This is a genomic window from Streptomyces shaanxiensis (assembly GCF_039537145.1).
In the GTDB taxonomy this organism is placed as follows: domain Bacteria; phylum Actinomycetota; class Actinomycetes; order Streptomycetales; family Streptomycetaceae; genus Streptomyces; species Streptomyces shaanxiensis.
Genome location: NZ_BAAAZY010000001.1, coordinates 276857 through 303666 on the forward strand (window position 1 = coordinate 276857; position 26810 = coordinate 303666).

Below are 26810 nucleotides of genomic sequence, written 5' to 3' on the forward strand. Positions count from 1 at the left end.
TCCTCAAACGCCGGACGGGCTGAATTTGCCTGGTCCGGCGAAATCCAGCCCCTCCGGCGTTTGAGGAGCGGGGTCTGGGGCGGAGCCCCAGAAGGACGGGAAGGGTAGGGGCGGCGGGGGCGAGAAAACTATCCCCGCGTCAGCGACAGCAAGTCCCGTGCCGGCCCCACCGGCCTGTGCCCCATCGGCCAGACCGCCCGCAGGTCGCGCGCCAACGTGACATCGGCCAACGGGATGCTCACCAACCGCCGCATCGACAGCTCCTCCCCCACGGCCAGCTCGCTCAGCACCGCCGGCCCCGCCCCGCTCACCGCGGCCGCCTTCACCGCCGTCGTCGAGGACAGCTCGATCAGCGGCCGGGCCAGCCCGCCCAGCGCCGCATCCAGCACCTGACGCGTACCCGACCCCTCCTCCCGCAGGATCAACGGCGTAGCCGCCAACTCCGACGCCTCCAACGGCCGCCGCCGACGCGACCAGACATGCCCCGGCGCCGTCACCACGATCAGGCTGTCGTGGGCGATGACGACCGAGTCCAACCCCGTCGGCACCGACAGCCCCTCCACGAACCCCAGGTCCGCCTCGTCCGCCAGCAACCGCTCCGCCACGGCCGCCGAGTTCCCGGCGAGCAGCGACACCGCCGTGTCCGGCCGCTGGGCGCGCAGTGCGAGCAGCCAGCCCGGCAGCAGGTACTCCGCGATCGTCATGCTCGCCGCGACCCGCAGCCGCGAGTCCCGCCGGTCCCGCAACGCCTGCGCCCCGACGTCGAAGGCCTCCGCCGCCTCCACGACGCGCCGCGCCCAGTCCGTGACCAGCGCCCCGGCGTCGGTGAGCCGGGAGCCTCGCGGTGAGCGGTCGACCAGCGCCACGCCGAGCTGGCGTTCCATCGACCGGATCCGGCTGCTCGCCGCCGGCTGGGTGATCCCCAGCTCACGGGCCGCCCCGCCGAGACTGCCGAGCCGCGCCACCGCCAGCAACAGCTCCAACGCGCCGAGATCCGGAACGCGATGCGCCAGGGATCCCGCGCGAAACTGCCCCTCCGCCGCCTCTGTCATAAGGCCAGTTTATGTGCCCATAGAGGCAAACTCCCTGGTGGGGGACGAAGACCGGAGCGACGCTGAGCGCATGGTCACCGCCGTCCGTCACCTCGGACCCAACTGGTACGCCTCCGTCATGGGCACCGCCGCCGTCGCCACCGCCGGAGCCGCGCTGCCGCTTCAGCTCCCCGGCCTGCGCACGACCTGCGCAGCCGTCTGGGCGCTCTCCCTCGTCCTGCTCGTCACCCTGCTCGCCGCCCGCGCCCTGCACTGGACCCACCACCGCGACCAGGCCCGCGCCCACCTCCTCGACCCGGCCACGGCGCCTTTCTACGGCTGCCTGGCGATGGCCCTGCTCGCCGTCGGCGGCGGTGCCGTCACCGTCGGCCGGGACTGGATCGGGACCGGGGCGGCGGTCGCGCTCGACGCGGTGCTGTTCGGCGCCGGTACGGTCGTCGGGCTGGCGGCCGCCGTCGCCGTCCCGTACCTCATGGCCGTACGCCATCGGATCGAGCCGTCGCAGGCCACGCCCGTATGGCTGTTGCCGCTCGTGGCGCCGATGGTGTCGGCCGCGCTGGGGCCGCTGCTGGTGCCGCATCTGCCGCCGGGGCAGGCCCGGGAGACGATGCTGCTCGCCTGCTTCGCGCTGTTCGGGCTCAGTCTGCTCGCCACCCTGCTCATGCTGCCGCTGGTCTTCGCCCGGCTGATCACCGGCGGTCCGCTGCCCCTCGCCCTCACGCCGACCCTGTTCCTGGTGCTGGGGCCGCTCGGGCAGTCCACCACCGCCGTCGGCAGCTTCGCGGACGTCGCACCAGGCGTCGTCCCGGGCCCCTACAGCGGGGGCTTCGGCGTGCTCGCCGTCCTCTACGGCGTGCCCGTCATGGGCTTCGCGCTCCTGTGGGCCGGGCTCGCCACCGCCCATGTCCTGCGCGCCCGGCGGCACGGCATGGGGTTCGCGATGACCTGGTGGGCGTTCACCTTCCCGGTCGGCACCTGTGTCACCGGCGCCGCCGCACTGGGCCGGCACACCGGGCTCGTGGTCTACGACGGGCTCGCCGTCGGGTTGTACGTCGTGCTCGTCGGCGCCTGGGCCGTCGCCGCCGTGTGCACCGCGCGCGGTCTGCTCAGCGGTGCGCTGCTCGCAGCGCCTCGGCCAGCACCCGCGGTGCCTCTGCCAGCGACGGCCCGTACCACGTCAGGTGCCGTCCGCTGACCAGCGCGCAAGGCAGTCCGGGGAAGGCCTCCGGGCCGTCGTCGGCCGTGAAGCGGTACGGCTCGTCCGGGAGGACGACGACGTCCGGGGCCGCCGCTCGCAGGTCGTCCAGGGGGATGCGCGGGTAGCGGTCCTCGTGCGTGGCGTACAGGTGGTCCACGCCGAGGCGGGCCAGGACGTCGCCCGCGAAGGTGTCGCGGCCCAGCACCATCCAGGGCCGCCGCCAGATCGGGACCACCGCCGTCGTACGGCGCTCCGGGGGCGGGAGGGACGACCACGCCTCCTCCGCCTCGTCCAGCCACCGCGGACGTGCCCTCACCCCGCAGGCCGCCAGCACGCGGGCCAGCTCCCGCAAGGCCTGCGGCACGTCCCGTACCTCGGTCACCAGGACCTCGACGCCGGCCGCGCGGAGGGCGGCGAGGTCGGGCTCGCGGTTCTCCTCCTCGTTGGCGATCACCAGGTCGGGGGCGAGGTCGATGACGCGGTCGGCCTTGGGGTTCTTGGTGCCGCCCACGCGGGTGACGTCCAGGCCGGCGGGATGGCTGCACCAGTCCGTGGCGCCGACGAGGACGCCGGGGGCCGAGACGGCCACGGCCTCCGTCAGGGACGGCACCAGGGAGACGACGCGCATCAGCGCCCCGGCCGGTCCCGGACCGCCTCGATGTGCTCCGCCACCGCGACGACGACCACCCGCGTGTCCGGCACGGTCGCCCGCCAGCGGTGGCGCACCCCGCCGGTGAGATACAGGGTGTCGCCGCGGCCCAGGCGATAGGCGCGGCCCTCCGCCTCGATCTCCACGGCGCCGTCGGCGACGTACATCAACTGGTCGTTGCGGTACTGGATTTCGCGGCCCGCCTCGTGGTCGCCGGTGAACTCCGAGGCGTGCATCTGATGGTGACCGCGCACCAGGGACCGCACGCGTGGTTCCGGCGCGAGTTCGGTGGCGTCGGCCCGGACGACGTCGACGCTGCACGCCGGGTCGGCGGCGGCGAGGAGCTCGACGGCGGTCGTACGCAATGCGTCGGCGACCTTTTCGAGGGAGCTTCTGCTGGGGCGTGCCCGGTCGTTCTCGACCTGGCTCAGGAAGGGCACGGACAGGCCGCTGCGCTCGGCCACGACGGCGAGGGTGAGGTCCAGCGCGCGGCGTCGCCGCCGCACGGCCGCGCCCACCCGAAGGGTCTGTTCTTTGTGGTCGCCCATCGCTCCGGCTCCCTCCTTCGCTCGTCGGTCCACTGTCCTCGCGCCCGCTGTCCGGCGCACACCGTCTGTTGAGTTCCTTGCACCCTACGCATGTTCGGCAAACCGTTTCATGCGCCCGTCACATCGACGAGGCATCGGGGGGAGTACGACCCATCGGTTCGCGCCAGCGGATCGGCTCCCCCACTGCGCCGTGTACCCCCATGCCACCCCTGACTCCCGCTCAGCACAAGAGAGCCGGTGTTCCGTTCAATGCTCCGGCGACCCTCCGTGTTCCCTCTGCTCCTGCGGTGGGATCGCCTGGTCACGGCGTCGTCCCGGGCTCCCTGCCGGAGCGTTAAGTCGAGGTCGGCCGTGGGGAGTTGGTGCGCCCGAGTTCAGGTGGTGAGGTAGCGCTGCGTGGTTGGCCGGATCCTTCTCGTAGGCATGCCGTAGGACTATGCGGACATGCCGCGAGGGGTGGGCCCGCCGCACGTGAGGGGAAAACGTACGGCGTGACCCACCCCTCGGGCGGCGGTCCGGGCCCGTCAGGTCACCCGGCCGCCTGGCTCTTCTGCTCCGATCCGGCGACCGGGGCCCACTTGTCCAGCAGGCCCGGGTTCTGCTTCAGCCAGGTGCGGACGGCGTCCTGCTCCTTGCCCTTGCCTGCCTTCGTGATCTGCGACTCCAGGCCGGTGAGCTGCTGCTCGGTCATGGAGAAGTCCTTCAGCCACTTCCCGACCTCGGGGTTGTCCGCGGCGAAGCCCTTGCGCGCGAGGGTGTGCACACCGTCGCCCTTGCCCCAGGCGCCCTTGGGGTCCTTGAGCTTCTTCAGGTCGTAGTCGCTGTACGCCCAGTGCGGCGACCAGAGCGTGACGACGACGGGCTCCTTCTTGGCGTACGCGCGCTTGAGCTCGGCGAGCATCGCGGGCGTCGAGCCGTCCACGACCTCGTACTCGCCCTCCAGGCCGTACTCCTTGAGGACCTTGTCCTTGAGCATGCCCATCATTCCGGCGCTCGGCTCGATGCCGATGATCTTGCCCTTGAACTTGGCGGCGTTGCCCTTGAGGTCCTCCAGGGTGTCGACGCCCTTCACGTACGACGGGACGCTGAGCTCCAGCGAGGTGGGGCCGTACCAGGAGCCGAGGTCCTCGAGCTGGTTCCCGTACTTCTTCCAGTACTCGGCGTGGGTGGTGGGCAGCCAGGCGTCCGTCTGGAAGTCGAGCTGGCCGGTGGCGACGCCGGTGTACAGGGGGCCCGCGGCGTACTGGGTGGTGGTGACCTTGAAGCCGCGCTGCTCCAGGAGCTCCTTCCACAGGTACGTCGAGGCGATGCCCTCGTCCCACGGGATGTAGCCGAGCTTGATCTCCTTGCCCTTGCCGACGTTCGTGGCGGAGGCCTCGGCGGTGCCGGCGGTGGGGCCGAAGACGCCCATGCCGCCCGCGACCAGGGCCAGGACGGCCACGCCGGCGACGGCGACGACCGGGCGGGGGCGGTGGTTCCAGACCTTGGTGCCGCCCGCGGCGCGGGCCTTGGCGGCGGTGCGGCGGCCGAGCGGGGAGATCTGCGCGCCGAGCGCGCCGGTGATGCGGTCCAGGTAGATGGCGAGGACGACGATGCCGACGCCCGCCTCGAAGCCGAAGCCGATGTCGAGCTGACCGATGGCCTCGTTGACCGCGCCGCCGAGGCCGCCGGTGCCGACCATGCCGGCGATGACGACCATCGACAGGCTCAGCATGATGACCTGGTTGATGCCCGCCATGATCGTCGGCAGGGCGAGCGGCAGCTGGACCCTGAGCAGGGTGTCGCGGGGTGTGGTGCCGAAGGCCTCGGCGGCCTCGACCAGTTCCGCGTCGACCTGCCGGATGCCCAGCTCGGTCATGCGGACGCCGGGGGCGAGCGCGAAGATCAGGGTGGCGATGACACCGGCGGCGGTGCCCAGGCCGAAGAAGAGGATGGCGGGAATCAGCAGCACCATCGACGGCATCGTCTGGAGCAGGTCCAGGACGGGCCGTACGGCCGCGCTGACCGCCTTGGAGCGGGCCGCCCAGATGCCCAGCGGGATCGAGATCACCAGCGCGATGACCGTCGCCACCAGCACCAGGGCCAGCGTCGACATGGCCCGGTCCCACAGGTCGAGCGAGTCGACCAGCGCGAACCCGGCGAAGCCGAGGACGCCCGCGACCAGGCCGCGCAGCCACCAGGCCAGCACGGCGAAGATGCCCGCGAGGAGCAGGGGCTCGGGGGCGGTCAGGACGGCGTTGACGCCGTCGTACATGCCCTCCACGACCGCCTTGATCGCGTCGAAGAGCCAGCCCATGTGGGCGACGAGCCAGTCCACACCGGAGTCGACCCAGTCGCCGAGACGCAGCCTAGGCATGGGCGATCACCTTGCCCTCCGGGTTGTCGCAGGGCGCGGGGTCGGCGCTCTCGTCGCCGAGGAAGCCGACCAGCCGCTGCCGCGGCACGACGCCGATGACCTTGTTGTCCTCGTCCACGACCGAGACCCGGTGCGACAGCCGGGCGCTGATCGCGCACAGCTCCGCGAAGGTCGTGTCCCGGGTGGCGGTCTCGCAGGCGCAGAGGGGGGCGCCGGCGGTGACCGAGGTGTCCATGAGCGCGCTCGCGGTCAGCACACGGGAGCGGTCGACGTCCTGGATGAAGGAGGCGACGTAGTCGTTCGCCGGGCGCAGGAGGATGTCCTCCGCCGAACCGGTCTGGACGATACGGCCGTCACGCATGACCGCGATGCGGTCGCCGAGTCGCATGGCCTCGTTCAGGTCGTGGGTGATGAAGACGATCGTCTTCTTCAAGGTGCGCTGCAGTTCGAGCAGCTGGTCCTGCATGTCGCGGCGGATCAGCGGGTCGAGCGCGCTGAAGGACTCGTCCATGAGGAGCAGGTCGGCGTCGGTGGCGAGGGCGCGGGCCAGGCCCACGCGCTGCTGCATACCGCCGGACAGCTCGTCGGGCCAGGACTTCTCCCACCCGGCCAGTCCGCACAGGGCCAGCGCCTCGCCGGCGCGCTTCTCGCGCTCGGCGCGGGGCACGCCCTGCACGGCCAGGCCGTAGGCGGCGTTCTCCAGCACGCTGCGGTGCGGGAAGAGCGCGAAGTGCTGGAAGACCATGCTGATCTTCTTCGCGCGGACCTGGCGCAGCTCGCGGTCGCTCAGCGCGGTCAGGTCCTGGCCGTCGAAGCGGACGTGGCCCGCGGTCGGCTCCAGCAGCCCGTTGAGCATGCGGAGCAGGGTGGACTTGCCGGATCCGGACAGGCCCATGACGACGAAGATCTGGCCCGGCTCCACGGTGAAGGAGGCGTCGATCACGGCGGCGGTGATGCCGTCGGCGCGCAGCTCCTCCCGGTCGGCCCCTTGCCGGAGCCGCTCGACAGATTCTTGCGGTCGTCTGCCGAACACCTTGTGGAGATGTTCGGCCTCAAGCCTGGCTGACACAGGTACCTCTTGTCTCGACGGCAGATGAAGGGAGCGACGGGCCGGGCGGTTGAACGCGCAACCGGCGTCACTCCGAGGCCGCGCCTGCCCGGGTTCTCCGGGCACAAACGCACAAGTGGTCCAGGCCACAGAAATGGCATACGGCGCAACTCGTTGCGCAGGACAGCGTGCCCGGGGATCGCCGTCAGTGCCGTACGGCGTGACCGTCGATGCCGTACGGCGTGACTGTCAGTGGCTTACGGCATGATGCGTGGCGTGACCGGACGACTGATGCTCCTCGACACCGCCTCGCTCTACTTCCGCGCCTATTTCGGCGTCCCGGACTCCGTGAAGGCCCCGGACGGCACGCCGGTGAACGCCGTGCGCGGGCTCCTCGACTTCATCGACCGCCTGGTCAAGGACCACCGCCCGGACGCGCTGGTGGCCTGCATGGACGCCGACTGGCGGCCCCAGTGGCGGGTCGACCTGATCCCGTCCTACAAGGCGCACCGCGTTGCCGAGGAGCACGAGGTCGGTCCGGACGAGGAGGAGGTGCCGGACACGCTGTCGCCGCAGGTGCCGGTCATCGAGGCCGTCCTCGACGCGCTCGGCATCGCGCGCGTGGGGGTCGAGGGGTACGAGGCCGACGATGTGATCGGCACGTTCACGGCGCGGGCGCAGGGTCCGGTCGACATCGTCACCGGCGACCGCGACCTGTACCAGCTGGTGGACGACGCGCGCGGGGTGCGGGTGCTGTACCCGCTCAAGGGCGTGGGCACGCTCCAGCTCACCGACGAGGCGTGGCTGCGCGAGAAGTACGGCGTGGACGGCCGGGGGTACGCGGATCTGGCGCTGCTGCGCGGCGACCCCAGCGACGGCCTGCCGGGCGTGCCGGGGATCGGCGAGAAGACGGCCGCGAAGCTGCTGGCCGAGTTCGGCGACCTGGCCGGGATCATGGCCGCGGTCGACGACCCCAAGGCGAAGCTCACGCCCTCGCAGCGCAAGCGGCTGGACGAGTCCCGGCCGTACGTCGCCGTCGCGCCGACGGTGGTGCGGGTCGCGGGCGATGTGCCGCTGCCGGATGTCGACACGACACTGCCGCGCGCGCCCCGGGACTCGGCCGGACTGGACGAGCTGGCCGTGCGGTGGGGGCTCGGCGGGTCGCTGCAGCGGCTGCTCGGGACGCTGGGGGCGTGAAGGGCACGATCGGGGTGAATGGGGTTCACGGTGCGGGGAATTCGGTCCCTGTGTGCACGACATGCACCCTTTCATGAACGGCCATAGCGGCATTCGCCAGGCAGAGGTGCTAACTTAGGTAAACCTAAGCTTGGAACGAGGGAGGCCAGTGATGGCGCTACGCCCTGCCCGCAAGCCGCGGAAGCCCCACTCCGCGCAGGTCATCCGTACCGAACGGCTGACCCCGCACATGCAGCGTGTGGTGCTGGGCGGTGAGGGGCTCGACGAGTTCGCGGCGGACACCTGCACGGACCATTACGTCAAGATCCTGTTCTCTCCCGCCGGTGTGAGCTACCCAGAGCCCTTCGACCTGGAGCGCATCCGCGAGGAGCTGCCGCGCGAGCAGTGGCCGGTGACGCGGACGTACACCGTGCGGGCCTGGGACCCCGAGCACCGTGAGCTGACGCTGGACTTCGTGCTGCACGGCGACGAGGGCCTGGCCGGCCCGTGGGCCTTGCGCGCCCAGCCGGGCGAGGTCGTGCGGTTCATGGGCCCCGGCGGTGCCTACGCCCCCGACCCGGACGCCGACTGGCATCTGCTCGTCGGCGACGAGAGCGCGCTGCCCGCGATCGCCCGCTCCCTGGAGTCGCTGCCCGACGGCGCCACGGCGTATGCCTTCGTGGAGATCGCCGGCCCCGAGGAGGAGCAGAAGATCGACTCCGATGTGGAGGTCATCTGGCTGCACCGCGGCTCCCGTCCCGTCGGCGAGGCGCTGGTCGAGGCCGTCCGCACGCTGGACTTCCCCGAGGGCCGGGTGCACGCCTTCGTGCACGGCGAGGCCCACTTCGTGAAGCAGCTGCGCCACCTGCTGCGGGTCGAGCACGGCGTGCCCCGGGAGGACCTGTCGATCTCCGGCTACTGGCGGCTCGGCCACAACGAGGACGGCTGGCAGGCCTCCAAGCGGGACTGGAATGCGCGGATCGAGGCGGAGCAGGAGGGGGCGGCGCCGGCCGCCTAGGTTCTTACGGGCGGTCCGCGGGGACGTCCGTAGGCTCCGAATCCGTGGACTCCAAGTCCCTGGGCTCCAAGTCCCTGGCCCCAAGTCTGCAGGCCCCAAAGGGGCGGCACTGCGAGAGTGCCGCCCCTTCGCCGTGTCCGGGATGCTCACACCGACCGCTGGTAGGACCGGAACGTCCGTATCGACAGCCACACCGCCGCGACCGCCAGCGCCAGCAGCCCGCCGCCCCGGAGCAGGACGTCGCCCCAGTCGGGGTGCGCGGACAGGGCCGAACGGCCCGCGACCATCGCCCAGTCGAGCGGGTTGAAGTCGGCGACGTGGCGCATCCAGCCGGGCATCTGCGACGGCGCCATGAAGGCGGAGGACAGGAAGGTCAGCGGCAGCAGCAGGAAGGTGTTGATGCCGATGATCGACTCCCGCTCGCGCACCAGCATGCCCAGGGCGTTGGACAGTGCCCCGAAGATCGTCCCGAGCAGAACCGAGGCGAGCACCAGGACGGCGATGCCGACGACGCCGCCCGGGTAGTCGGCGCCGCCCAGCAGGCCGAGCAGCACGATGACGACCGACTGCAGGGCGGTGACCAGGCCGTTGTGGACGACGTTGCCGTTCATCAGGGCGGCCCGGCTGACCGGAGTGGTCAGGAACCGGTTGAGGGTGCCCCGCTGGATCTCGTCGAGCGTGCCCATCCCCGCCCACATGTTGGAGCCGAGAGCGCTCATCACGACCACGCCCGGCACCAGATAGTCGAGGTACGAGGTGGTGCCGAAGCCGCCGAGCTCGACGACCTCCTTGAAGAGGCCGCCGAACAGGAACAGCCAGATCACCGGCTGGATCAGGGTGATGACGGCGTACGCAGGCTGCCGTACGAACACCATGAGTTGACGCTGCGTCATGTACCAGGTCTGGGTGACGGCGGTGCTCATCGCGCACCTCCGCTGCCGGTTGCGGTTCCGGTTCCGGCGAGCACGAGGTCCACGGCGCTGTCGGCCTCGGCCTCCGCGTAACGGCGGCCCGCGTACCGCAGGTAGACGTCGTCGAGGGACGGGCGGGCGACGGTCGCGGTGGCGACGCCGACCCCGGCGCGTTCGAGCGCGGCCAGCAGCGCGGGCATCGCGGCGGCCCCTTCGTCGGCGCGGACGCTGACGCGGCGCCCGTCCACCAGCACCTCGTGCACACCCGGCAACCCGCCGAGGGCGCCCCTGAGCAGCGTACGGCCGGCTTCACCGACCGCGCCGCGCAGCTCCACATGGACGGCGTCACCGCGCAGTTCGCCCTTGAGGGAGTCCGGGGTACCGGCGACGACGACCCGGCCCCGGTCGACGATGGCGATGCGCTCGGCGAGCCGGTCGGCCTCCTCCAGGTAGTGCGTGGTGAGCAGCACGGTCAGGCCGTCCTCGCCGGCCAGCCGGCCGATCTCGTCCCACATCGCGGCGCGGGTCTCGGGGTCGAGGCCGGTGGTGGGCTCGTCGAGGAAGAGCACCTCGGGCCGGTGCACCAGGCCGAGGGCGACATCGAGGCGGCGGCGCATCCCGCCGGAGTAGCCCTTGACGGGGCGGTCGGCGGCGTCGGCGAGCCGGAAGCGGTCGAGCAGTTCGGCGACGCGACGGCCGAGGTCGGCGCGGCTCAGACCGTAGAGCCGTCCCTGGAGTCGGAGGTTCTCCCGGCCGGTGGCGACCGGATCGGCGCCGGAGTTCTGGGCGACCACACCGATCGCACGCCGCACCCGGTCCGGGTGGCGCAGCACGTCGTGTCCGGCGACGGTGGCCGAGCCGGAGTCGGGGCGGGCCAGGGTGGTGAGGATCTTGACGGTGGTGGACTTGCCGGCGCCGTTGGGCCCGAGGAGGCCGAAGACGGTGCCGGGTTCGACGGTGATGTCCATGCCGTTGAGGGCGGTGACATCGCCGTAGGTCTTGATCAGTTGGCGCGCCTGGACCGCGGGCGCACGGGTTGCACGGGAATGACGGGCGGCACGGCTGACAGTGCTCATGACGACTGCTCTCCTGATGAGCGGACTCGTGATCGATCCGCGTGAGGAGCGCCGGGCTATCCTGGGTGTGCCGCACCTCGATGACCCGGCTGCGCCGCACGGCGGATCCGTTTCGGGGTTCGCGACCCCGGCGGAGCTGCTGCAACAGCCCTGCCGGGGTCTTTCTCATGATGTGAACTCGGCCGGCAACTCCCCCGTTTCATGGAAGCGCCGCCACTCCTCGACGCCGGGCAACGAGCCCTTCTTGATCTCCTCGAGGAAACCGCTGATCCACTCCACCTGTGCCTCGACCATGTGCAGTTGATACTCGACCTCGACGAGGAAGAGCCTCGGCAGCGTCTCGTAGAGCTTCTCGAGCGCGCCCCGGCCGCCGGCCACCTGCACCTCCAGCGAGCTCAGCCGCATCTCCAGCAGCCGCACCACCTCATCGGGAGGCAGCGTCGGCATCAGGGAGAGGGCCGTCTCGAAGATCGGGTACTCCTTCGCCGGGATGGCGAGCAGGTCGGACAGCCACTCGGTCATCTCCTCGCGCCCGGCCTCGGTGAGCCCGTAGACCGTGCGCTCGGGGCGGTTGCCCTGGCGTTCGACACCGGTCACCTCGACGAAGCCGTGCTTCTCGAGGTTCTGCACGACCGTGTACAGCGAGCCGTAGTTGGTCTTCGTGCTGGCGTCCTTGCCCTGGCTGCGCAGGGTCTGGGCGATCTCGTACGGATGCATCGGCTTCTGCCACAGGGTCGTCATCACGGCGAGCGCCAGCGGATTGGTGAGCTTGCGGCGCTTCCTCGTCATGATGACCACCTCGCTTCCGAATATCCGTGGCCGAACATATCGCGACTTCGCCGAAGAGGTCAATAGACACGATATATCGCGTTCGCAGAGGTGCCGCAAGAGGCCACCGGCGCCAGTCGTGAGAAATTAGGATCGACTCGGACATGAGCACGTCATGCGTTCGAAACAGCCCCTCCCTAATTTCTGTCGCCCGACAGGAATTCTCGCGCCGCTGTGCGAAAGCAGGTTGCCGCCATGACGAGCACCGCCCCCGCCGCCCCACGCCCCGACCCGCCGCTGGACTCTGACGAGCGCTCCCTCGCCGAGTTCGGGTACCGCCAGGAACTGCACCGCAGCCTCGGCCGGTACGCGTCCTTCGCGGCCGGTTTCTCCTTCATCTCCGTCCTGACGACCGTCTTCCAGTTCTTCGCCTTCGGGTACGCGTTCGGCGGCCCCGTCTTCTTCTGGGCCTGGCCCGCGGTGCTCGTCGGGCAGCTGCTGGTGGCCGCGTGCTTCGCGGAGCTGGCCGCGCGCTATCCGATCTCGGGCGCGATCTACCAGTGGTCGTCGCGGCTGTCGAACGTCACCTTCGGCTGGTTCGCCGGCTGGATCATGGTGATCGGGCAGATCGTGGTGGTCGCGGCCGCGGCACTGGCGCTGCAGATGGTGCTGCCCGCGATCTGGTCCGGCTTCCAGCTCATCGGCACCGACCCCGCGCCGACCTCGGCGGACGGCGCGGCCAACGCGGCACTGCTCGGCGTGATCCTGCTGGCCCTCACCACGGTCGTGAACCTCCTGGACAACCGGGTGCTGTCGCTGGTGAACCGGGTCGGTGTGACCGCCGAGATCATCGGCGCGGTACTGATCATCGCGCTGCTGCTGACCCACTCCGAGCGCTCCCCCGGCATCACCTTCCACACCGAAGGCGCCGCCCAGTCGGGCCTGTTGGGCGCGCTGCTGGTGGGCTCGTTCACGGCGGCGTACGTGATGATCGGCTTCGACAGCGCGGGCGAGATGAGCGAGGAGACGCACCACCCGCGCCGCACCGCGCCCCGCACGATCCTGACCGCGCTGGGCGCCGCGGGCCTGCTCGGCGGCTTGCTCGTCCTCGGCGGACTGCTCGCCGCCCCCAGCCTCACGGACGGCCGGCTGGCGGTCGACGGGCTCAGCTACGTCCTCACCAGCAGCCTGGGCGACGGGGTGGGCCGCGTGCTGCTGGCCGACGTGGTGGTGGCGATCACCGTGGCGACCCTCGCCATCCAGACGGCCGCCTGCCGGATGCTGTTCTCGATGGCCCGCGACGGCCAACTCCCGTTCTCCCGGCGCCTCGCGAAGGTCGACCCGCGCACCGGGATGCCCAACGCACCCGCGGTGGTGGTCGGTGTCCTCGCGGCGGCCCTGCTGCTGCTCAACTTCGCCTCGCCGGAGGCGTTCCTGGCCATCGGCACGACCTGCATCGTGATGCTGTACCTGGCGTACGCGATGGTCACCGGCCCCCTCCTGGTCGCCCGCCTGCGCGGCCGCTTCACCGCCACCGGCACCGACGAGACGGGCGCCCGCCTGTTCTCCCTCGGCCGCTGGGGCGTCCCGCTCAACGCCCTGGCCCTGCTGTACGGCCTCGCCATGACCGTCAACCTCGCCTGGCCACGGGCGGCGGTGTACGACCCGGCGGGCGGGCACTGGTACTTCCAGTACTTCACCGTGCTGTTCCTCGGTGTGACGGTGGTGGCGGGTGTCGGCTTCCGGATGTACCGGCGGCGGACGGCGCCCGTGAGCACGGCCCCGGAGACGACGGCATCCGAGGCCGCCGGCTAGGCCGGTCCGTCCGCCCGGGGCTCAGTCGCCCTGCACGCGCGCGTGCAGATGCATGTCGTGCCGGCCGTCCCGGTGCAGGACGGAGCTGCGCTTGGTGCCCTCCAGCCGGAAGCCGGCCTTGGCGGCGACCCGGCAGGACGCCTCGTTGCGGACGGCGTGGAGGAGTTCGAGGCGGTGGAAGCCGATGTCGTCGAGTGCCCAGCGGGCGAGGGTGGTTGTGGCGCGGGCCGCGACGCCCTGGCCCCGGGCCCGGGCGGTGGTCCAGTAGGCGACCTCGGCCATGGCCCCGTCCAGGTGGATCTCGCGCAGGGCGACGCGCCCCAGCAGGCGGTCGTCGTCCGCGTCGACCACGGCCCACTGGGGCGCACGTTCCTCCGCCCACGCCTTCAGCCACTCCTCGATCCAGCCGCCGACCTCGTCCACCGAGTCGGCGGCCCGGACGTACCACTGATGCATCACCGGGTCCTGGAAGCCGCGTGCACGGCGGGCGCGTCCTCGGCCCGCCAGGGGCGCAGGAGGAGGCCGTCGCCGGTGGGGAGGGTGGGCTGCGGGAGGCGGGCGAGGGTTCCGGCGGGCAGCACGGGGCTGGTCAGCAAAGGCATGTGCGGGATCCTGCCAACGCGTCCGGGCGGGTCCAACATAATTTCCGGCGCCGTACGCTTGATCGTGATGAGACGCCGTACCCAGCCCCCGCCCTCTCCCCTGCCGCAGCGCGACGGGGTCGACGCGGTGCGGGTGCGGCTGCCCTTCGAGGGGGCGTGGGCCACCGTGCGGGAGCATCTGGTGGAGCGGCTTTCGGGGGCCGGGCCCGGGGTCGTGGCCGGGATGTTCGACGCCGGGCAGGTCGTCGGCGCGGACGGGAAGGCGGTGGCGGCGGACGCGGCGTATGTGCCGGGGATGTTCGTGTGGTTCCACCGGGAGCTGCCCGCGGAGGTGCGGGTGCCCTTCGCGGTGGACGTCGTGTACCGCGACGACCACATCGTCGTCGCCGACAAGCCGCACTTCCTGGCCACGACGCCGCGCGGCGGCCATGTCACCGAGACCGCGCTGGCGCGGCTGCGCCGGGAGCTGGGCCTCCCCGCGCTGGGCGCCGCGCACCGGCTCGACCGGCTCACCGCCGGACTGCTGCTGTTCACGGTGCGGCCCGAGGAACGCGGCGCGTATCAGACGCTGTTCAGCGACAAGCGGGTGCACAAGGAGTACGAAGCCGTCGCGCCGTACGATCCCGGGCTCGCCCTGCCCCGGACCGTGCGCAGCCGCATCCTGAAGGAACGCGGGGTGCTCGCCGCCCGGGAGGTCGACGGCGAGCCGAACGCCGTCACGCACGTCGAGGTCGTCGAGCAGCGCGACGGGCTCGCCCGTTACCGGCTGACGCCCACCACGGGGCAGACCCACCAGCTACGGGTCCACATGAACGCCCTCGGCATACCACTCCTCGGCGACCCGCTGTACCCCGAGGTGACCGCCCCCACCCCGGCCGACGACTTCCGGCGCCCGCTCCAACTGCTGGCACGGGCGCTGGAGTTCACCGATCCGGTGACGGGGGTGGCCCACCGGTTCCGCAGTGCGCGAACCCTTGAGGCCTGGGCGTCGTACGCCGGGTGGGCGGCGCGGTAGCCGTACGGCGAGGCCCTGTCGGCATGGGCCGGAGGCCGAGCCCTCTGTCGGACCGGGGCCGGACACCGAACCCTGCCGGTCTGGACCGGGCCCCGAGGCCCTCACCGGTCTGGGCAGGGTGTCGGCTCCCCTGCCGGACCGGGGTGGGCACCGGACCCCGCCTGACGGGGCCACGCATCGAGCCCCCTACCGGTCTGGGCAGCGCGCCGACTCCCCTGCCGGACCGGGACCCGGTGCCGGACCCCGCCTGACCGGGGCGCGCACCCAGCCCCCTACCGGTCTGGGCAGCGCGCCGACTCCGCTACCGGACCGGGACCCGGTGCCGGACCCCGCCTGACCGGGGCGCGCACCCAGCCCTCTGTCGGACCAAGGCCGGACACCGGCCCCGCCGGACAGGCCACGCACCGAGCCCCCTACCGATCCGAGCAGGGCACCGAGCCCCCTCCCGGACAAGCGCCAGGCACCGAGCCCCAACCGGTCGCTCAGTTACCCCGCCACCACCGCAGGAACCGCCGCCAGGGCCCCTTCGGCCGAGCCGGTTCCGGTGCCACCGGAGCCGCTTCCGGCGTCGGCGCGGGCGGCTGCGCGTCGGTCGGCTGGGTGGCCGCGGCGGGTGCCGGCTGGGCGGCCTGGGGGGCGCCGACCTGCCAGGTGGCGCGCTGGGCCGGGACCGAGGCGTGGCCCGGCTTCTGCAGGACGTCCTGCGGCGGCTTCGGCGCGAAGCGGACCGGCAGTGCCACCAGGTGGGACGACATCATCGACTGCCGCCACTCCAACTCGTCCTCGGCGCAGTCGAGTTCCACGTCAGGCAGCCGCATGAGCAGCGCGTCGACGCCGACTTCGGCGATGGCACGGCCGATGTCCGCGCCGGGGCACTCGTGCGAGCCGCCGCCGAAGGCCAGGTGGGAACGGTTGCCCATCATGTTGGCGGAGAGATCGGGGCGTACTCGCGGGTCGACGTTGCCCGGGGCGGGGGCGAAGAGCAGCCCGTCCCCCTTGCGGATGCGCTGGCCCCCCAACTCCGTGTCCTGCTTGGCGAAGTAGCCCAGAACGGCGCTGAACGGCGGCTCGTCCCACAGGGACTGCTCGACCGCCTCCGGCACCGTCATCTGGCCGCCGCTGAGCTGGGCCCGGAACCGCGGGTCGGTGAGGACGACGCGCAGCACGTTGGCGAGGAGGTTGGCGGTGGCCTCGTAGGCGGCGATGAGCACGACGCGCAGGTGCTGGCCGACCTCCTCGTCGGTCAGCCGCGCCGGGTGGTTGATCAGGTGGGTCGTGAAGTCCTCCTGCGGCTGGGCCCGGCGCTTGACGGTGAGCCGCATCAGGGCGTCCATGATGTACGCGTTGCTGGCGATCGCGGTCTCGGTGCCCTTGAGCATGTCGCGGGCGGCCTCGACGATCCGGTCGTTGTACTCGTCGGGCATGCCGAGGATCTCGCACATCACGGCCATCGGCAGATGCTCGGCGTACTGGTCGACCAGGTCGGCGCGGCCCTCCTCGCAGAACCGGTTGACGAGGCGCTGAGTGGAACGGTTGATGTGGCGGCGCAGACCGCGATGGTCGATGGTGGACATGGCGCCGGTGACCGCACCGCGCAACCGCAGATGTTCGTCGCCCTCCGCGTGGGAGCAGATCGGCTGCCAGGTGATGAGCGGCATCAGCGGGTGGTCGGGCTTGACCATGCCCTCCAGCAGCGGGTTCCAGATACGGCTGTCCCGGCAGAACTGCGAGGGCGTGCGCAGCATGTGCAGGTTCTCGGTGTGGCCGAGGACCACCCACATCGGCACATCGTCGTGGAGCAGTACCGGCGCCACCTGGCCGTGCTGCTCACGCAGTTGCTCGTACAGCTCGCCCAGGTCCTCCGCCTCGTGGAGCCGGTGCAGTGCTCCGGGGCCGAGTCCATGGGCCGGGCAGCCTGGCGGCGGGGAGGGAAAGGCGTCGTGCGTACCGGTCGTGGAATGGGATTCACGCGTCACAGTGGTCGCTCCGAAGTGGATCCGGTGTCTGGGGAGTCAAAGCGCATGCGGATACGGCGGGTATGGATGAGCGGGTCTGGATGAGCGGGTCTGGATACGGGCAGGTGCCAGGGCTGCCGGACACAAAGGGGGTGGGGACGCTCCGGCGAGCGGGCCTGCCTGAACGCGGCCGCGTGAGGGCGCGCTACCTGAGCGCGCCCGACACGGCGAGCGAGTGCAGGAAGTGCATCAGGGTCATCAGGACGTCACGGCTGGAGGCCCGGCGGCGTACGTCGCACTCGACGATCGGGATCTCCTCGTCGAGGTCGAGCGCCGCGCGCAGGTCGGCGATGCCGTAACGGGGCGCGTCGGGGAAGGAGTTGACGGCGACGACGAACGGCACGCCGCGCTCCTCGAGTCGCCCTATGACGTCGAAGCTGACTTCGAGCCGACGGGTGTCGATCAGCACGACCGCGCCCAGCGCGCCCTCGAACAGCCCGTTCCACAGGAACCAGAAGCGCTCCTGGCCGGGCGTGCCGAAGAGGTACAGCACGAGCTGGTCGGTGATGCTGATGCGGCCGAAGTCCATGGCGACGGTGGTGGCCGTCTTGGTGTCCGAGCCGAAGTTGTCGTCGACACCGATGCCGGCCTGCGTCATGGTCTCTTCGGTGGTCAGCGGCCTGATCTCGCTGACCGAGCCGACCATCGTCGTCTTGCCGACCCCGAAGCCGCCCACGATCACGATCTTGACCGCGGCCTCGGCCGTGTGCGGCAGCTGGTCCTCGGTCCGTGGACCGGGGATGGTGTCAGAGCCTTTGAAGTCCATGCATCACCGCTTCGAGAAGGGACCGGTCGGCGACGGCCTGGCGCACGATCGGGGCGCGCGCCGTCACCAGGTCGGCCGTCAGCAAGTCGGTGAGCAGGACCGTCATCGCGCTGAACGGCAGACTGAGATAGGCCGAGAGTTCGGCCACGGACAGGGGGGTCGTGCAGAGCCGGAGCAGCGCCGCCTGCTCGGGCGCGGCGGAGGGCGGTGGGTCGGCGCTCGCCACGATTAAGGTGACCAGGTCGAACTCGGCGCGCTCGGCGCCGTCCTTTCCGGCCACCACGAAGAGCCGTTCCGGGTTCTTCTTCTGCCCCGGCTGGGGCGGGGGTGGGGGCGGTTGTCCGTTGGGGTATCGCCGCTGGCGTTGCGGAGGAGTCATACGGTCTGACCGTTGCGCCTCGACGGACTCGTGAGATGGGCGCCGATGCGGCCGACGAGGTCGGACATGCGGTTGCTCATCAGCCCGGGCTCGGCGAACGTGTCGGACAGGACGGCGAGATAGGCGTTGGCGCCGGCGGCCATCAGATAGAAGTAGCCGCCGTTGATCTCGATGAGGACCATCTTCATCTTGCCGTCGCTGTTCGGGATCTCCGTGGCGACCGCGCTCGCCAGGCTCTGCAGACCGGCACAGGCCGCGGCTACGCGGTCGGCGGTGTCCGGGTCGCCGCCGTAGCGGGCGATGCGCAGGCCGTCGGCGGAGAGCACCACGATCATCTCGATGCCCGGAACGCCGTCGTGGAGCTCCTTGAGCATCCAGTCGAAGTTGGCGCGCTGCTGGATCACTTGGGGTCCCCCTCGTCGTCGGCCTCGCGGCGGGCCGGTTGGGTTCGCGGCTGGAGTGTGTACGGGTCGGGCTTGTCCTTGAGTCCGTTCCAGAACGCCTCGACCCACGCACCGGGGGCGGGCTCGTCCACCTCCGGCTCGGGCATGGGCACGGGTTCGGGCTTCGGCGTCGACCAGATGGTCGGCCTGCCCTCCCGTTCGGCCCGCTCGATGGCCGCCTGCTCGGCGAGCCGCTTGCTGAGCGGGGTCTTGACCCGGCTGCGGCGCTGGGGCAGCCCACCCGCGGTCCATTCGGTGACCACGGGGACGTCGTCCTCCATGGAGACCGCGGCGGGGATCTTCGGGCTGGTGGGGCGCCGCTTCTTGGGTGTGCGCTTGGGACCCTCGAGCGCACCGGGTCCGAGCTTGGGCGCCGACACGGCGCCGATGCCGTGCGCGTAACCGGGCGCGGCGTCGGTGGTGAGCATCTCGCGCGGGATCACCAGGACGGCACGGACACCGCCGTACGCGGAGGTGCGCAGGGAGACCTGCATGTTGAACGCCGTACACAGGCGGCCGACGACGGCCAGGCCCAGTCGCGGGGACTCGCCGAGTTCCTGGAGGTCTCCGCCCACCTTGGCGCGCTCCAGCATGCCCTCGACCCGGGCGCGGGCCTCCTCGCTGAGGCTGACGCCGGCGTCCTCGATCTCGATCGCGATGCCGGTCTGCACCTCGGTGGCGGTGACGTGCACCTCGGTCTGCGGCGGCGAGTAGCGCGTGGCGTTGTCGAGGAGTTCGGCAGCGGCGTGGATGACCGGTTCGACGGAGATGCCGCGGATGTTGACCTGGGCGATGGAGTCCAGCTTGATGCGGCGGTACTCCAGGATCCGGGACATGGCGCCGCGCAGCACGCTGTACAGCTGGACGGGGTTGGGCCACTGACGGCCCGGTCGGCCGCCGCCGAGCACGGAGATGGAGTCGGCGAGGCGGCCGATCAGCATGGTGCCGTGGTCGATGCGCAGGAGGTCGTCGAAGACCTCGGGGTTGCGGCCGTGGTCCTCCTCCATCTCCCGCAGTTCCACGGCCTGTTGGTGGACGATCGCCTGGACGCGGCGGGCGATGTTGACGAAGGAGCGCTGGGCGGAGTCGCGCAGGGCTTCCTCGTAGTCGACGATGTCGAGCATCGACCTCACCAACGCGAGCTGCGAAGGGGAGAGTTGGGCGTAGGACGGATCGATCTCGGCGAGGTCGCGCATCACCTCATGGGGTGAATTGCCACAGCGCAGCCGGTAGATCGCGGCGGGCGTGACCTCCCGTGCGAGGCGGGCCATCTCCTCGTCGTGGGCGGCGACACGCCGTTCCAGATACGCGGTGTGACGGGCGTGCTCGGTCCGCTCGTCACGCAGGGCGCGGCCGCGGCGCATCACCTCGGCCGCGGATGCCAGCACCAGCAGCAGGGCCACGGCACCGCACACGCCGACGGCCGTCCGGGCCGGTTCCGCCACCAGGGCGACGGCGGCTCCGGTTGCCGCGGCCATCACTATGGCGGGCAGCAACAGGACGCGCGCGTACGGGAGTTCACGGCGACGGGGCGGGGATTGAACGCTCACCATGTGGGCCCTCTGAAATGAATCGGGTGGGTGTAGGGGGAGCTTGCAGCGGGGTACGTCATGGGTATGTCGGAATCTTCTGCATGTTTGGGAACAAGCGCACGAATACGCCTCAACTCGGTGCGCTGCGGGCGAGCTTAGTCCGACCGGATCATCGCCGTGTCATATTCAGCAAGCACCTGAAATGGGCTGCGCGACAGGAGTACCCTCAGCCCCATTTATACGCTCGGCTTACATTCGCACACGGTGCGTCACGGCGTACGGGCGTACGAAGAATACTCACCGTGACGGGTGAAGGACCGGGTTCCGGGCGTCTGCCCGAGGGCGATTCGGACCCCGTTCGCCCGGGGGCTCAGATCCCCGCGATACGCAGCGCGGCGTCCGCCGTCGCCTCGGCGAACACCGACACCGGGCGCTCCGGGTCGGAGCGGTGGACGAGGATGACGCCCTCGATCAGACCGAAGAGCAGATCCGTACGCAGGTCCAGCTCACCCTTGGCGAGCGTGCCGCCCGCCGCCGTGGCGGCGAGCAACTGGCGGTAGGCGTCCTTGAGTTCGGCGCGCACGGCGTGGAAGCCGGCGAAGCGCTCGGCGCGCACCTCGGGCAGCAGGTACAGCCCGCCGAGGTTGTGCGGGCCGCCGCACAGCAGCTCCACGTCCGTGCGGCACAGCCGCCACAGCCGGTCCTCGGCCGGGGCCGCGTCGTCGGCGAGGAGTTCACGGGCGTACGCGAGCGAGGGTGTGACCGTGGACTCCAGGAGCTCGGCGAGGAGCTCCTCCTTGCCGGAGACGTAGTGGTACATCGACGCCTGCCGCATGCCCGCGCGCTCGGCGACGGCGCGGGTGGTGGTGGCGGCGTAGCCCCGGGTGGTGAACAACTCGGCGGCGGCCGCGAGGAGTTCGGCGCGCGGCTCCAGCCCGCTGTCCGGCCGTTGAGCGGCCCGCGGCCTGCCGACCCGTCGGCTTCCCGGCCCACCTGACGTACCCATGGGTTCGATCCTCGCACATCGGGGCGTACGACGATCTAGGCGAGGCTTTCGGCGGCGTCCGGACGCCTTGCGAGGGGCTGCCGCTTGCCCGAAGGTGACAGGGGCCGGCCGGGGAGTGGGCGCTGGTGGGGGTGGGGACCTTGGCGGGGTGCGCGGGGCCTGGGGAGCGGCGGCGCACAGGGGAGTTCAGGCCTGGAGATCGGCGCGACTCACGAGAGACCAGGACTGGGAAGCGGCGCGACTCACGAGAGACCAGGACTGGGAAGCGGCGCGACTCGCGAGAGACCAGGGCTGGGAAGCGGCGCGGCCCGCGAGTGTTCAGGCCTGGCAGGCGGCACGGGCCGCAAGAGTTCCGACCCCCGCACCCCCTCCCCCCACGAGCCCTCGGTAACCACCCGGCAACACCCCCGCAATCCCGCCGACCCGCCCCACCCCTAATTTCTGTCGGGCGACAGAAAAGCCCGCAGGCCGACACCCGAACCGGAGGTCCCGCGCATGGCGACAGAGACCACTTACGGAGCCCGTGACCACGCCCGCGCCCAGGAGGGCACCCGGGCCGAGGCGATGCCCGTCGTGCCGGCGCGGGAGTGGCCGGTGCCGCCCTGTGAGGCGGGGCATCTGGTGTGGGCCGAGACGGTGGCGGGCGGCAACTACACGCACCGGGTGCTGGCCCGCGGCACGGAGCTGCGGCTGACCGACCTGCGCGGCGACGCCTGCGCGCACCTGCTGCTGTACGTGGCCGACCGCCCCTGGGAGCGGCTGAACGTCGCCGACACGGTGAAGGTGCAGTGGAACGCCTACCTGGGCGAGAGCCGCCTGCTGCTGTCCGACCAGGGCCGTGTGCTCGCCAGCGTCGTCGCCGACACCTCCGGACGCCACGACGCCCTGTGCGGGACGTCCACCCTCGTCCGCAACACCGAGCGCTACGGCGCCGGCACCCCGCAGTCCCCCTCCCCCGCGGGCCGTGAACTGTTCAAGCTCGCGGCCGCGAAGAACGGCCTGGAGCCCCGGGACCTGCCCCCGTCACTGTCCTTCTTCCAGGGCGTCCAGGTCCGCGAGGACGGCACCCTCGACTTCACGGGTTCTGCCGGTCCCGGCGCCGGCGTGACCCTGCGAGCCGAGCAGGACGTGACCGTGCTGATCGCCAACGTGCCGCATCCGGCCGACCCGCGCCCCGAGTACGTCAGCACCCCGCTGGAGGTGCTGGCCTGGCGCGCGGCGCCGACCGCCCCCGGCGACCCGCTCTGGGACGCCACCCCCGAAGGCCGCCGCGCCTTCCTCAACACCGCCGAATTCCTTGCCGCGAGGGGGCTCGCATGAGCACGAACACGAGCACGACCGTCGTTCCCGCCCGCTCCGCGTGGTCGTCCGTGGTCCGCGAGGGCGAGACGCTGACCATCACCGACCTGCACGGCAACCAGGCCGTCGACTTCCTTGTGTACGACGCCCAGGACACGTCGGTCCGCTACAGCGCGCCCGACACCATCCACGCACAGGGCGGCATCTTCCTGACCACGGGCAGCGTGCTGATGTCGAACGAGCACACCCCGCTGATGACGGTCGTCGCCGACGAGGTCGGCCGGCACGACACGGTCGGCGGCGCCTGCTCCAAGGAGTCGAACACGCTCCGGTACGGCCATCACACCTGGTCCCAGCACGCCTGCGTGGACAACTTCCTCGCCGAGGGCGCCAAGTACGGCCTCGGCAAGCGCGATCTGGTCTCCAACATCAACTGGTACATGAACGTGCCGGTCGAGAAGGACGGCACCCTCGGCATCGTCGACGGCATCTCGGCACCGGGGCTCTCCCTGACCCTGCGCGCCGAGCGCGACGTCCTCGTCCTCGTCTCCAACTGCCCCCAGATCAACAACCCCTGCAACGGCTTCGAGCCGACCGCGGTGGAGATGACGATCGGGGCCGCTGGATGAGCTTCGACACGCTGCTCGTCGCCAACCGGGGCGAGATAGCCGTCCGCATCATCCGCACGGCCCGCGAAGTGGGCCTGCGCACGGTCGCGGTGTACTCCGACCCGGACCGCTCGGCGCCCCACGTCCGGCTCGCCGACAAGGCCGTACGGCTCGGCCCGGCGCCCGCCAAGGAGTCGTATCTCGACGCCGACCTGGTGCTGAAGGCGGCCAAGGACAGCGGGGCCGGGGCGATCCACCCCGGCTACGGCTTCCTGTCCGAGGACGCGGCGTTCGCGCGGCGCTGCGAGGACGCCGGGATCGTGTTCGTGGGCCCGACACCCGAGCAGCTGGACCTGTTCGGCGCCAAGCACACGGCACGGGCGGCGGCGCAGGCGGCGGGCGTGCCACTGGCTCCGGGCACGGGGCTGCTGGGGTCACTCGCCGAGGCGCTCGAAGAGGCGCAGGTCATCGGCTACCCCGTCATGCTCAAGGCGACCGGCGGCGGGGGCGGTATCGGCATGTCGGCATGTCGGTCCGCCGACGAACTGACCGAGGCCTGGGAGCGCGTGCAGCGTGTCGCCGCCGCCTCCTTCTCCTCCGCCGGCGTCTTCCTGGAGCGGCTCGTCGAGCACGCCCGCCATGTCGAGGTGCAGGTCTTCGGCGACGGCGACGGCGAGGTGGTCGCCTTCGGCGACCGGGACTGCACGCTGCAACGGCGCAACCAGAAGGTGGTGGAGGAGGCCCCGGCACCAGGGCTCCCCCCGCACATCCGCGAGCAACTGACCACCTCCGCCCGTGACTTGTGCGCCTCCGTCGGCTACCGCTCCGCCGGAACCGTCGAGTTCGTGTACGACGCCGCCCGCGAGGAGGCGTACTTCCTGGAGGTCAACACCCGCCTCCAGGTCGAGCACCCGGTCACCGAGGAGATCTACGGCGTCGACCTGGTCGCCTGGATGCTGCGCCTGGCGCGCGGCGAGCGCGACGTGGTCCGCGAACCGGGGACCCCGCGCGGCCACGCCGTCGAGGCCCGTCTCTATGCCGAGGACCCCTCGCGCGAACACCGGCCCAGCGCGGGCCTGTTGACCAGGGTGGAGTTCCCGAGCGGGGTGCGGGTCGACGGCTGGGTCGAGACGGGCACCGAGGTGACGACGTCGTACGACCCGATGCTCGCGAAGATCATCGCGTACGGCCCCGACCGAGCCCACGCGCTGAAGCGGCTGGACGAGGCCCTCGCCCGCACCCGCGTCGACGGCATCGAGACCAACCTCGGCCTGGTGCGGGCGGCCCTCGCCGACCGCCGCTTCCGCGAGGCCGCCCACTCGACGGCGACCCTCGCGGCCGTCACCGACCCGACGCCCCGCATCGAGGTCGTCTCCGGCGGCACCCTCACCACCGTGCAGGACTGGCCGGGCCGCACCGGCTACTGGCAGGTCGGCGTACCGCCCTGCGGCCCGATGGACGACCTGTCCTTCCGGCTCGGCAACCGGGCGCTCGGCAACCACGAGGGCGCCGCGGGGCTCGAATGCACGCTCCAGGGACCGGCGTTGAGGTTCACGCACGCCACCACGGTGTGTGTGACCGGCGCCCCGGCCCCGGTGACCGTCGACGGCACGCCGGTGCCGCAGTGGGAGCCGGTGACGGTGCCGGCGGGGGCCGTACTGGAGGTCGGCGCGCCCACCGAGCACGGCCTGCGGACGTACGTCCTCCTCGCGGGCGGCCTCGACGTCCCCGCCTTCCTGGGCAGCGCGAGCACCTTCACGCTCGGCCGGTTCGGCGGGCACGGCGGGCGTGCGCTGCGCACGGGTGACGTGCTTCACGGCGGGACGGTCGTGGCCGGAACGCCGGTTCCCGTGCCGGACCGCCCGTCCTTCGGGGCCGTATGGCACATCGCGGCCGTCGAAGGTCCGCACGCCGCGCCGGAGTTCTTCACCGAGGACGACATCCGTGACTTCTACGCCGCCGACTGGAAGGTCCACTTCAACTCGGCGCGCACCGGCATACGGCTCGTCGGCCCGAGGCCGCGCTGGGCGCGCGCCGACGGCGGTGAGGCGGGCCTGCACCCGTCCAACATCCACGACACGCCGTACTCCGTCGGCGCCGTGGACTACACCGGCGACATGCCGGTGCTGCTGGGCCCGGACGGGCCGTCGCTGGGCGGGTTCGTGTGCCCGGCGACGGTGATCAGCGGTGAGCGCTGGAAGCTGGGACAGCTGCGCCCGGGCGACACGGCGCGGTTCGTGCCGGTGGACGTGGCGGGCCGGGAACGACCCGTGATCGTCGACGGCGGCGTACTGGCCCGGGACGGGGATGTGACGTACCGCCGCAGCGGCGACGACAACCTGCTGGTCGAGTTCGGGCCGATGCAGCTGGACCTGGCCCTGCGCATGCGGGTCCACGCGCTGATGGAGACGGTCGCCGAGGCCCACCGGGACGGCATCACCGACCTGACCCCGGGCATCCGCTCCCTGCAGATCCAGACGGACCCGAACCGGCTGCCGCAGCACGAACTCCTCGCCGAGGTACGGGAGATGGTCGCGTCCCTCCCGCCCACCGACGAGCTCGTCGTCCCCTCCCGCACCGTCCACCTCCCCCTCTCCTGGGACGACCCGGCCACCCGCGAGGCCATCGCCCGCTACATGGCGGGCGTACGCGACGACGCGCCCTGGTGCCCGTGGAACATCGAGTTCATCCGCCGCGTCAACGGCCTGGAGTCGGTCGAGGACGTGTACCGCACGGTCTTCGACGCGGAGTACCTGGTCCTGGGGCTGGGCGATGTGTACCTGGGCGCTCCGGTGGCGACCCCGCTGGACCCGCGGCACCGTCTGGTGACCACCAAGTACAACCCGGCGCGTACCTGGACGGCGGAGAACTCGGTCGGCATCGGCGGCGCCTATCTGTGCGTCTACGGCATGGAGGGACCCGGCGGCTACCAGTTCGTGGGCCGTACGACCCAGGTGTGGTCGCCTTGGCAGCAGCGCGGGGCGTTCGAGCCGGGGTCGCCCTGGCTGCTGCGGTTCTTCGACCGGATCAGGTGGTACCCGGTGGATGCCGAGGAGCTGCTGGAGCTGCGGGCGGACATCACGTCCGGGCGGTTCGTGCCGCGCATCGAGGAGGGCACCTTCTCGCTCGCCGGGTACCGGGCCTTCCTGGCGGAGAACGCCGGGTCGATCGCGCAGTTCAGGGGCCGGCAGCGGGCCGCCTTCGCGGCGGAGCGGGATGCGTGGGAGGCGGCCGGCGAGTTCGCGCGGGTGGACGAGACGGCGGCGCCGGCCGCGCCCGCGGTCGAGGTGACCGTCCCGCCGGGCGGGCGTCTCGTCGAGGCCGAGTTCACCGCGTCCGTCTGGCAGCTGAACGTCCGGCCGGGTGACGTGGTGACGGCCGGGCAGCCGCTGCTCGCCCTGGAGGCGATGAAGATGGAGTCCAGGGTGCACGCGCCGATGGCCGGCGTGGTCGTGGAGGTCCTGGCCAGGCCCGGAGACCAGGTGGAGGCGGGGACGGCACTGGTCGTCCTCGCGCCCGCCGCGACCTGA

The 26810-nt window shown here is 71.6% G+C and carries 22 protein-coding genes and 1 pseudogene; 8 read left to right on the forward strand and 15 right to left on the reverse strand.

The features are described from left to right. Window positions 1-128: 128 nt before the first annotated feature. Window positions 129-1052, reverse strand: a complete 924-nt coding sequence (locus ABD932_RS01275; protein WP_345008161.1) for a LysR family transcriptional regulator — start codon at window positions 1050-1052, stop codon at window positions 129-131. A 70-nt stretch (window positions 1053-1122) separates the two neighbouring features. Here ABD932_RS01275 and ABD932_RS01280 point away from each other — a divergent pair, with 70 nt between their 5' ends. Further along, the gene (locus ABD932_RS01280) at window positions 1123-2247 is read left to right on the forward strand and encodes a TDT family transporter (RefSeq protein WP_345008163.1); all 1125 of its coding nucleotides are present in this window, start codon (window positions 1123-1125) and stop codon (window positions 2245-2247) included. Here the strand turns inward: ABD932_RS01280 and ABD932_RS01285 are convergent. From ABD932_RS01285 to ABD932_RS01300, 4 genes are all read right to left on the reverse strand, one after another. After that, window positions 2159-2878, reverse strand: a complete 720-nt coding sequence (locus tag ABD932_RS01285) for a helical backbone metal receptor (RefSeq protein ID WP_345008165.1) — start codon at window positions 2876-2878, stop codon at window positions 2159-2161. The two genes, ABD932_RS01280 and ABD932_RS01285, sit on opposite strands and share 89 nt — an antisense overlap. Then, entirely contained in the window at window positions 2878-3447 is a 570-nt protein-coding gene (locus ABD932_RS01290; RefSeq protein WP_345008167.1) for a helix-turn-helix domain-containing protein, read from the reverse strand. The genes ABD932_RS01285 and ABD932_RS01290 overlap by 1 nt, the downstream gene beginning before the upstream one ends. A gap of 529 nt (window positions 3448-3976) precedes the next feature. Next, complete coding sequence (locus ABD932_RS01295) at window positions 3977-5803, reverse strand: ABC transporter permease/substrate binding protein (protein WP_345008169.1); 1827 nt, start codon at window positions 5801-5803, stop codon at window positions 3977-3979. Continuing rightward, on the reverse strand, window positions 5796-6872 hold the full coding sequence (locus ABD932_RS01300; protein ID WP_345008170.1) for a quaternary amine ABC transporter ATP-binding protein: 1077 nt from the start codon (window positions 6870-6872) through the stop codon (window positions 5796-5798). Before ABD932_RS01300 ends, ABD932_RS01295 begins: the two co-directional genes overlap by 8 nt. 246 nt (window positions 6873-7118) lie before the next feature. Between ABD932_RS01300 and ABD932_RS01305 the strand changes: the two genes are divergently transcribed. Both ABD932_RS01305 and ABD932_RS01310 read left to right on the forward strand, forming a co-directional pair. Then, on the forward strand, window positions 7119-8048 hold the full coding sequence (locus ABD932_RS01305; RefSeq protein WP_345008335.1) for a 5'-3' exonuclease: 930 nt from the start codon (window positions 7119-7121) through the stop codon (window positions 8046-8048). Between the two features lie 151 nt (window positions 8049-8199). Continuing rightward, window positions 8200-9045: a siderophore-interacting protein gene (locus ABD932_RS01310; RefSeq protein ID WP_345008172.1), complete on the forward strand. Its 846-nt coding sequence runs from the start codon at window positions 8200-8202 to the stop codon at window positions 9043-9045. A 146-nt stretch (window positions 9046-9191) separates the two neighbouring features. Here ABD932_RS01310 and ABD932_RS01315 read toward each other — a convergent pair whose 3' ends face one another. The 3 genes from ABD932_RS01315 to ABD932_RS01325 all read right to left on the reverse strand — a co-directional run bounded on the left by ABD932_RS01315 (window position 9192) and on the right by ABD932_RS01325 (window position 11821). Continuing rightward, window positions 9192-9968, reverse strand: coding sequence for an ABC transporter permease (locus ABD932_RS01315; protein ID WP_345008174.1), 777 nt, complete (start codon window positions 9966-9968; stop codon window positions 9192-9194). Further along, window positions 9965-11032 carry an ATP-binding cassette domain-containing protein gene (locus tag ABD932_RS01320; protein ID WP_345008176.1) on the reverse strand — a complete coding sequence of 356 codons (1068 nt, stop codon included), beginning with the start codon at window positions 11030-11032 and terminating at the stop codon, window positions 9965-9967. The genes ABD932_RS01315 and ABD932_RS01320 overlap by 4 nt, the downstream gene beginning before the upstream one ends. A gap of 165 nt (window positions 11033-11197) precedes the next feature. Then, a complete protein-coding gene (locus tag ABD932_RS01325; protein WP_345008178.1) occupies window positions 11198-11821 on the reverse strand; it encodes a PadR family transcriptional regulator in 624 nt (207 codons plus the stop codon). A gap of 234 nt (window positions 11822-12055) precedes the next feature. Here ABD932_RS01325 and ABD932_RS01330 point away from each other — a divergent pair, with 234 nt between their 5' ends. Further along, entirely contained in the window at window positions 12056-13615 is a 1560-nt protein-coding gene (locus ABD932_RS01330) for an amino acid permease (RefSeq protein WP_345008180.1), read from the forward strand. Window positions 13616-13636: 21 nt separating this feature from the next. Here the strand turns inward: ABD932_RS01330 and ABD932_RS01335 are convergent. Continuing rightward, window positions 13637-14217: pseudogene (locus ABD932_RS01335) on the reverse strand (GNAT family N-acetyltransferase). A 67-nt stretch (window positions 14218-14284) separates the two neighbouring features. On the opposite strand from ABD932_RS01335, the gene ABD932_RS01340 reads away from it, so the two are divergent. Continuing rightward, window positions 14285-15232: an RluA family pseudouridine synthase gene (locus ABD932_RS01340; RefSeq protein WP_345008182.1), complete on the forward strand. Its 948-nt coding sequence runs from the start codon at window positions 14285-14287 to the stop codon at window positions 15230-15232. Window positions 15233-15714: 482 nt separating this feature from the next. On the opposite strand, the gene ABD932_RS01345 is transcribed toward ABD932_RS01340, so the two are convergent. From ABD932_RS01345 to ABD932_RS01370, 6 genes are all read right to left on the reverse strand, one after another. Continuing rightward, window positions 15715-17208 (reverse strand): cytochrome P450, encoded by a 1494-nt coding sequence (locus ABD932_RS01345; RefSeq protein WP_345008184.1) that lies wholly within the window; start codon window positions 17206-17208, stop codon window positions 15715-15717. Between the two features lie 184 nt (window positions 17209-17392). Then, window positions 17393-18013 carry a GTP-binding protein gene (locus ABD932_RS01350; RefSeq protein WP_345008186.1) on the reverse strand — a complete coding sequence of 207 codons (621 nt, stop codon included), beginning with the start codon at window positions 18011-18013 and terminating at the stop codon, window positions 17393-17395. Continuing rightward, window positions 17994-18392 carry a DUF742 domain-containing protein gene (locus ABD932_RS01355; RefSeq protein ID WP_126390376.1) on the reverse strand — a complete coding sequence of 133 codons (399 nt, stop codon included), beginning with the start codon at window positions 18390-18392 and terminating at the stop codon, window positions 17994-17996. The genes ABD932_RS01350 and ABD932_RS01355 overlap by 20 nt, the downstream gene beginning before the upstream one ends. Beyond that, window positions 18389-18796, reverse strand: coding sequence for a roadblock/LC7 domain-containing protein (locus tag ABD932_RS01360; RefSeq protein WP_031486688.1), 408 nt, complete (start codon window positions 18794-18796; stop codon window positions 18389-18391). Before ABD932_RS01360 ends, ABD932_RS01355 begins: the two co-directional genes overlap by 4 nt. Beyond that, window positions 18793-20388 (reverse strand): sensor histidine kinase, encoded by a 1596-nt coding sequence (locus tag ABD932_RS01365; RefSeq protein ID WP_345008191.1) that lies wholly within the window; start codon window positions 20386-20388, stop codon window positions 18793-18795. The genes ABD932_RS01360 and ABD932_RS01365 overlap by 4 nt, the downstream gene beginning before the upstream one ends. 349 nt (window positions 20389-20737) lie before the next feature. Further along, the gene (locus tag ABD932_RS01370; protein WP_345008193.1) at window positions 20738-21373 is read right to left on the reverse strand and encodes a TetR/AcrR family transcriptional regulator; all 636 of its coding nucleotides are present in this window, start codon (window positions 21371-21373) and stop codon (window positions 20738-20740) included. A gap of 495 nt (window positions 21374-21868) precedes the next feature. On the opposite strand from ABD932_RS01370, the gene ABD932_RS01375 reads away from it, so the two are divergent. The 3 genes from ABD932_RS01375 to ABD932_RS01385 are packed head-to-tail and all read left to right on the forward strand — an operon-like array spanning window position 21869 to window position 26810. Then, window positions 21869-22693, forward strand: a complete 825-nt coding sequence (locus ABD932_RS01375; RefSeq protein ID WP_345008195.1) for an urea amidolyase associated protein UAAP1 — start codon at window positions 21869-21871, stop codon at window positions 22691-22693. After that, window positions 22690-23301, forward strand: coding sequence for an urea amidolyase associated protein UAAP2 (locus tag ABD932_RS01380; RefSeq protein ID WP_345008197.1), 612 nt, complete (start codon window positions 22690-22692; stop codon window positions 23299-23301). Before ABD932_RS01375 ends, ABD932_RS01380 begins: the two co-directional genes overlap by 4 nt. Next, window positions 23298-26810, forward strand: a complete 3513-nt coding sequence (locus ABD932_RS01385; protein WP_345008199.1) for a 5-oxoprolinase/urea amidolyase family protein — start codon at window positions 23298-23300, stop codon at window positions 26808-26810. The genes ABD932_RS01380 and ABD932_RS01385 overlap by 4 nt, the downstream gene beginning before the upstream one ends.